This window comes from Hydrogenoanaerobacterium sp. (assembly GCF_032017025.1).
Classification (GTDB): domain Bacteria; phylum Bacillota; class Clostridia; order Oscillospirales; family Ruminococcaceae; genus Hydrogenoanaerobacterium.
On the sequence record NZ_DALZQO010000011.1, the window covers coordinates 68,200 to 74,582 of the forward strand.

At 47.8% G+C, this 6,383-nt stretch carries 11 protein-coding genes; 6 read left to right on the forward strand and 5 right to left on the reverse strand.

The genetic code is table 11. The features are described 5' to 3' along the window. The 5 genes from RTV33_RS08525 to RTV33_RS08545 form a co-directional block, all read right to left on the reverse strand. On the reverse strand, window positions 1–624 hold a 624-nt coding region (locus tag RTV33_RS08525), incomplete at its 3' end, for an aminotransferase class I/II-fold pyridoxal phosphate-dependent enzyme (protein WP_312643418.1). An 11-nt stretch (window positions 625–635) separates the two neighbouring features. Next, a complete protein-coding gene (locus tag RTV33_RS08530; RefSeq protein WP_312643420.1) occupies window positions 636–1,769 on the reverse strand; it encodes a PLP-dependent aspartate aminotransferase family protein in 1,134 nt (377 codons plus the stop codon). Window positions 1,770–1,782: 13 nt separating this feature from the next. Beyond that, window positions 1,783–2,229, reverse strand: a complete 447-nt coding sequence (locus RTV33_RS08535) for an Rrf2 family transcriptional regulator (protein WP_312643421.1) — start codon at window positions 2,227–2,229, stop codon at window positions 1,783–1,785. Between the two features lie 139 nt (window positions 2,230–2,368). After that, window positions 2,369–2,560, reverse strand: coding sequence for a ferredoxin (locus RTV33_RS08540; RefSeq protein WP_312643423.1), 192 nt, complete (start codon window positions 2,558–2,560; stop codon window positions 2,369–2,371). 59 nt (window positions 2,561–2,619) lie between these two features. After that, entirely contained in the window at window positions 2,620–2,940 is a 321-nt protein-coding gene (locus tag RTV33_RS08545; RefSeq protein ID WP_312643425.1) for a cupin domain-containing protein, read from the reverse strand. 169 nt (window positions 2,941–3,109) lie between these two features. On the opposite strand from RTV33_RS08545, the gene RTV33_RS08550 reads away from it, so the two are divergent. The 6 genes from RTV33_RS08550 to glmL form a co-directional block, all read left to right on the forward strand. Beyond that, on the forward strand, window positions 3,110–3,349 hold the full coding sequence (locus RTV33_RS08550; RefSeq protein ID WP_312643427.1) for a heavy metal-associated domain-containing protein: 240 nt from the start codon (window positions 3,110–3,112) through the stop codon (window positions 3,347–3,349). A gap of 11 nt (window positions 3,350–3,360) precedes the next feature. Next, a complete protein-coding gene (locus RTV33_RS08555; protein WP_312643429.1) occupies window positions 3,361–3,495 on the forward strand; it encodes a hypothetical protein in 135 nt (44 codons plus the stop codon). A gap of 12 nt (window positions 3,496–3,507) precedes the next feature. Beyond that, window positions 3,508–3,672 (forward strand): hypothetical protein, encoded by a 165-nt coding sequence (locus RTV33_RS08560; protein WP_312643431.1) that lies wholly within the window; start codon window positions 3,508–3,510, stop codon window positions 3,670–3,672. Window positions 3,673–3,765: 93 nt separating this feature from the next. Continuing rightward, window positions 3,766–4,749 (forward strand): GntR family transcriptional regulator, encoded by a 984-nt coding sequence (locus RTV33_RS08565; RefSeq protein ID WP_312643433.1) that lies wholly within the window; start codon window positions 3,766–3,768, stop codon window positions 4,747–4,749. A 223-nt stretch (window positions 4,750–4,972) separates the two neighbouring features. Next, a complete protein-coding gene (gene glmS, locus RTV33_RS08570) occupies window positions 4,973–5,410 on the forward strand; it encodes a methylaspartate mutase subunit S (protein ID WP_312643435.1) in 438 nt (145 codons plus the stop codon). Then, window positions 5,388–6,383: methylaspartate mutase accessory protein GlmL (gene glmL, locus RTV33_RS08575; RefSeq protein WP_312643437.1), on the forward strand; the 996-nt coding region annotated here is incomplete at its 3' end. The genes glmS and glmL, both read left to right, overlap by 23 nt.

Here is a 6,383-nt window from a genome sequence, read left to right on the forward strand (position 1 = left end):
AAAATCTGCATGAATTTCGTCGGATATGACCAAAACATTGTGCTTGACACAGATATCTCCCAACCGCTCCAGTTCGTCGCGTGTCCAAACCCTGCCCACAGGGTTGTGAGGGCTGCACAAAATAAACAATTTTACGTTGTTCTGTACCACTTTTGCTTCAAAATCTTCAAAGTCAATCTGGTATGTACCATTATTGTAAATAAGCGGGCTGTTCACAAGCTTGCGGTTGTTTACCTGCACAGTTCTGGAAAACGGGTAATAAACGGGCTGCTGTATGATAACCGCGTCCCCTTCGTTGGTGAGTGCACGGATTGCCATTGCGAGGGCATAGACAACCCCCGGTGTTTTAACCAGCCAGTCGGGTTCTATGTCCCAGCCAAAGTGCGATGCATACCAGTTTTGCAGTGCCGTAAAATAGCTGTGCTTGGTATCGGAGTATCCGAAAATACCATGCTGCGCCGATTTTGTAAGTGCTTCGGTTACCTCGGGTGGCGCTTTCAAATCCATATCGGCCACCCACAGCGGCAGAATACCGGCCGGCTTGCCACGCTCTGCGGCAAAATCGTGCTTCAAAGAGTTGGTATTGGTACGGTCAATTACTTCGTTAAAGTTAAAGTTGCTCATTGTTACATCTCCTATTTCAATGCTTGTTCTAGGTCGGTTATAATGTCGTCTGCACCCTCTATGCCAACAGAAAGGCGCAGAAGCCGTTCGTTAATGCCTTTTGCCTCACGCTCTGCCTGCGGAACGTCGGCATGCGTTTGCAGCATGGGGTAGGTGATTAGGGTCTCTACCCCGCCAAGGCTTTCTGCAAACAGAATCAGCTTCACGCGTTCCAACAGCTGCCGTGCGGTTTGTTCGCTGTCTGTTTCAAACGAGATCATTGAGCCAAAACCGCGTGCCTGCCGCCTTGAAATTTCATAGCCGGGGTGCGAGGGCAGCCCCACATAATGAACTGCCTTTACCTTGGGTTGCCTGCAAAGCCAATTTGCAATCTTCAGCGCATTCTCCTGCTGGCGCTCCATACGAATTGAGAGTGTTTTAATGCCGCGGATGAGCAGATAGCTATCAAAAGGTGCAAGGCAGGCGCCGATGGTTTTAAAAAGAAAACGCAGCTTCTCGGATAATTCTGTAGTTGCCACAACAACAAAGCCCGCGAGTGTGTCGTTGTGCCCGCCGAGGTATTTGGTGCCGCTGTGGATGACAATATCCGCACCAAGGTCGATGGGGTTTTGAAAATAAGGCGAAAGAAAGGTGTTATCCACAATCAGCAAAAGACCATGCGCCTTTGCAATTTTTGCTACCGCAGCAATGTCGGTTACCTGCATCATTGGGTTGGAGGGTGTTTCAATAAAAATAGCCTTGCTCTGCGGTTTAATGCACCGTTCAATTTGTGAGGGTTCGGTGGTGTCGGCTGTGTCAAAGGTCAGCCCATTTTTCTCTGAAATGTGGTGGAATAAGCGGTGAGACCCGCCGTATAAATCATTCGACACCACAATGTGGTCGCCCATTTTAAAAAGCTCCATAACGGTTGCAACTGCCGCCATGCCGGTAGAAAATGCCATTGCATCCACCCCATGCTCCAAAGCGGCAACCACCTGCTCCAGCTGCTCTCTGGTGGGGTTTTGCAGCCTGGAATAATCATAGCCGGTGCTTTGCCCAACGCCTAAATGGGCAAAGGTGGCGGTTTGGTAAATCGGAACGGTGACGCAGCCGGTATCATCGGTTTTATGCGCATTGCCATGCACGCAGATGGTATTGATATCCATAATATTCTCCCGTCTAAATGTAGAACATATAGCTCGTATCTTTTTTATGCTTTTCAGCCTCGTTTACAAGGTCGTATAGGCTGATTTGTTTCAAGGTTGTTTCAACGGCTCTTCCGAGCGGCTCAAACGCAGATAACTGCATCGCGGCTTCAATATCGGGGGAGTTTTTGCCAACAGTTTCATCCGTTTTTTCAAACAGAGAGATCTCTATCGCAGATAAAACATCAAATGCAGTTATCTGCATGGGCATTCGCGCAAGCTGATATCCGCCCTGCGCACCTTTGATGGAGGTGACAAGACCTGCTCTTTTGAGCAATGAAAAAGTCTGCTCCAGATAAACCTTCGAAATGCCTAGCTGCTCAGAAATGTGAATGATGGTAATATAAGCATCCTGCTTCGCCTGCTCCGCCATATAAATCATGGCTGCAAGCCCATAGCGGCCTTTTGCAGATATTTTCACAATAATCCCTCTTTTCATACTGGCTTTATATGAAATATTTTAAAGATAAACGCGCAAAAAGTCAATATCAGAACAGGTATTTCACAAAAAGAACGCAGTGCAGCCTCGGGGCTGCACTGCGTTCTTTTTACACTTGCCGTTAATCTTCTACTGTAATAACCGATACCGGGCAGCCTTCCTGCGCTTCGACTGCACTGTCTTCCACATCTTCCGGCACCTCCGGAACAATTACCTCGGCTAAGCCGTCATCCGCCATTTGAAACACTTCGGGGCAGGTATCGGCGCAAAGCCCACAACCAATACAACCATCGCGATCAATCATTGCCTTCATAAAGAGCATCTCCTATTCTGCTTAGTGATTTTAACTTTTATTCTAGGCAAATTCAAAGCCTAAAATACAACGATCAAAAAGAATTTCATGCGCTCAGGCGCAAATACCGCATGCGGAATTTCTGACGGCATCACAATCGTTTCACCGGCTGTCAGCTCAAATGTTTCATCGCCTACAGTAATTTTTGCACTGCCGTCCATAACATAAATCATGGCATCGCCGTGCGAAGAATGCGTGCTAATCTCCTCACCCTTATCAAACGCAAACAGCGTCAGGCTCACGCTCTTGTTTTGTACCAGTGTTTTGCTTACAACCTGTCCGTCCTGATAGGTGACCAGCTCATCCATCTTGAATGCCTTTGCAAATTCAATATTTTTCATAATGCGTTTTTCCACGGTTTGTACCCTCGCTTTCTTTGTCTGTGTTGCCTGTAGTATAACACAGTTATATGCAATTATCTGTTGCAGATGCAACGAAATTGAAATTTAGATTAAAAAAGAAGAAGAATAAAACAAGGTAAAAACGAAACACTATTTTTGAGGTGATTGTATGCCAAAAGAGAGCGCTTATTTTATTTTAAATAATGTGAATGGAAACCGTGATGTAAAAGAACTTAAACGTGAGATGGATGCCTTTCCGGGGGTAATTTCAGTCAGTGTGAATGCAGAAAAAAACAGCCTCGCGGTAGATTATGATAACACCGGGGTAAAACAGGAACAGCTTGCAAAACGCCTGGAAAAACTGGGCTATGAGATCAAAGCCGATAAAACAGAAGAACACATCATGTAGGGGGTACAAATATGCCGAAAGACAGCCAACCGGATAACAAAAAGGCACGCGAAGAAAAGTGCAACGGTCAGACGCCCATCACAAGAGAAAATCAAAATCAGAACAGAAACGCAAAAAAACAGTCGAATAAAAATAACGATGTGTAAGGGAGAATCACCATGGCAAAGGCAGGTATGAAACGCCCCGACCCAAAAGAACCCCATGGAACCGAGAGCAACCGTATAACGCATTTCCCCAAAAATGAGGTGCCGCCGGTACCGGAGATTCAGGGCAAGGCAAAGCACGGCAACGCAAAAGCCGGCCCTATCAAAGAGCGATCTTAAGATTGCTCTTTTTCTTTGCGCTCTTGACAATCTGCATCTATACTGTAAAATTGATCTATAGAACAATGTATCATTTTGAAAGGGAGCGCAGCTATGCAAATTGAGATACGAGAGAATAGCAACGTGCCAATTTATCGCCAGATTGTAAATGCAATCTATCACGATATCAAAAGCGGTGCGCTGCCCGCAAATTACAAACTGCCCACAGTACGCGATCTCGCGGCGGAGATGAAAATTGCACGCGGAACCATTAAGCATGCTTATGATGAACTGCAAAATCTAGGCGTAATTGAAATGACACAGGGTAGAGGTACCTTTGTGCTCGATAAAACCGACCATGAATCGGGCAGCAAAAAGGAGCGTGCAATGAAGGCAATTGATGCATTGCTCGACGAAATGGAGGAGCTTTCGTTCTCGGCACGCGAGGTGCAAATTTTCTTTGATTTAAAGCTGCGAGAACGTGAGGAGCGGTATGACAATGTGCGCATTGCGCTGGTGGATTGCAACCCCGAGGCACTTGCGCTGATCGCCGGTCAGATATCTCGCATCTCAAATGTGGATGTATACCAATATCTGCTTGCCGATGTGCTGCAGGCACCCTATAAATTGGGTGAGAACGTTGATTTGGTCATCACCACCTCAACGCATTTCAGCGAGTTGGAAAAAGCGGTGTCGGATGTGCGCAAAATCACCCGAATTGTGCTCACCCCTACGCAAAGTACGGTAGCCGAGCTTGCAAAGCTTGTACATGGCACCCGAATCGGAGTGCTATGTGCCAGCGAAGCGTTTGCACAGATTATTTGCAAAAGCTATACAACGCTCAGCGGGGGGAATACTATCATCGAAACCCGCCTGTTCGGGCAGCAGGAGAATTTTACTGAATTTTTGTTGCAGCAGCAGGTACTGATTGTACCACAGGATTATTTGCAGTTTTGCCCACAGCATGAGGCAGAGCTGGTTCGCCGCTTTCAATCGGAGGGCAATACCGTGATTTCTTATGCGTACCAAATTGATGGAGGCTCGTTTTTGTATCTCGAGGAACAAATTGAACGCATAAAAAAAGCAAAACAAGGATAATTGGACTGGTTCAATGAATGCCGCTTTAGCCAAAATTTTGGCTGAAGCGGCATTTTTATGTCATCTGACAGGGTGGCCAAAAAACAATCTGCCTTTTCTACAATTTGCACAAAGGAAAAAGTAAGCAATTAATTGACATATGGCATAGAACAATATAATATATAGATATAGTACAAATTGAATTTTATATAAAAATAGCGCAATGAATGATAAGGGGTGCGACATGAGTAAGAAGACATTGGTCATTGGCGTAATCGGGGCGGATGTACACGCTGTAGGCAACAAAATTTTGTACCATGCGTTTACCGAAGCGGGGTTTGAGGTGGTCAATCTTGGGGTTATGGTTTCGCAGGAAGAATACATAGCGGCGGCGATTGAATCAAACGCTGACGCAATCGTTGTATCGTCGCTGTATGGGCACGGCGAGCTCGATTGCCGTGGTCTGCGTGAAAAATGCGACGAAGCCGGGCTGAAAGGCATTTTGCTTTACGTTGGTGGCAACATCGTAGTAGGCAAACAGCCGTTCGATGAGGTGGAAAAACGCTTTTTGGCGATGGGCTTTGACCGTGTGTTTGCACCCGGTACAGCACCGGAAACCACCATTGCTGCACTCAAAGAGGATTTGCAGGTGATGGCTTGTGAAGCCGATTCTGCTAGTTGACTTTGGCAGCACCTACACCAAAGCAACCGCGGTAGATGCCGAAAGCGACACCTTGCTTGGTACCGGGTGCAGCTACACCACCGTACAGAGCGATATCAACGACGGGCTTGCGGCTGCTTTGGCACAGCTCGAACGAAAAACGGGTAAACTGGAGTTTGCAGAGCGTTTTGCTTGTTCCTCTGCGGCAGGCGGGCTGCGCATGGTTACCAGTGGGCTGGTACCCGAGCTGACGGCAGAGGCGGCAAAGCAGGCAAGTCTCGGTGCGGGTGCCAAGGTGGTTAAGGTGTACTCCTACCAGCTCACCGAGGATGATATAGAAGAAATAGATACCATACAGCCCGATATTTTACTGCTGACCGGCGGTACCGACGGCGGTAACAGTGAGTGCATGCTGCACAATGCCAAAATGCTGGCGCAAGCACAGGGCAGCTTTCCCATTGTGGTAGCGGGCAACCGCAGCTGTGGCAGAGAGTGCCAGCGTATTCTGCAGGGCAGGCAAACCTATCTTTGCGAAAACGTGATGCCAAAGTTTGGTGTACTTAACATTGAGCCGGTACAAAACCAAATCCGAGAAATATTTTTGCAGCGGATTGTCGAGGCGAAGGGGCTGAGTAAGGCAAACGAGCTGGTTTCAGGTATCTTAATGCCCACCCCTGCTGCCATGCTCAAAGCCATGACACTGCTAGCGGACGGCTGTGAAGGTGAAAATGGAATTGGTGAGTTGATTGGCGTGGATGTAGGTGGTGCCACCACCGATATTTATTCGGTGGCAAATGGTATGCCCGCCAAGGCGAATACCGTTTACAAGGGGCTGCCCGAGCCCTACGCCAAACGCACGGTAGAGGGAGACATCGGCATGCGCTACAGCATCCACGGTATTGTGGAGGCGGCAGGCATTGCGCGGGTGAGCGAGCTTTCGGGCATCCCTGTTGGGCGCGCCGCCGAACTGGTAGATTATCTCGCGGAACACACC

Coding starts and splice junctions, on each gene's coding strand:
- RTV33_RS08530 (WP_312643420.1), bottom strand. CDS start 1,769: ATGGATATCAATACCATCTGCGTGCATGGCAATGCGCATAAAACCGAT.
- RTV33_RS08540 (WP_312643423.1), bottom strand. CDS start 2,560: ATGAAGGCAATGATTGATCGCGATGGTTGTATTGGTTGTGGGCTTTGC.
- RTV33_RS08545 (WP_312643425.1), bottom strand. CDS start 2,940: ATGAAAAATATTGAATTTGCAAAGGCATTCAAGATGGATGAGCTGGTC.
- RTV33_RS08550 (WP_312643427.1), top strand. CDS start 3,110: ATGCCAAAAGAGAGCGCTTATTTTATTTTAAATAATGTGAATGGAAAC.
- RTV33_RS08555 (WP_312643429.1), top strand. CDS start 3,361: ATGCCGAAAGACAGCCAACCGGATAACAAAAAGGCACGCGAAGAAAAG.
- RTV33_RS08560 (WP_312643431.1), top strand. CDS start 3,508: ATGGCAAAGGCAGGTATGAAACGCCCCGACCCAAAAGAACCCCATGGA.
- RTV33_RS08565 (WP_312643433.1), top strand. CDS start 3,766: ATGCAAATTGAGATACGAGAGAATAGCAACGTGCCAATTTATCGCCAG.
- glmS (WP_312643435.1), top strand. CDS start 4,973: ATGAGTAAGAAGACATTGGTCATTGGCGTAATCGGGGCGGATGTACAC.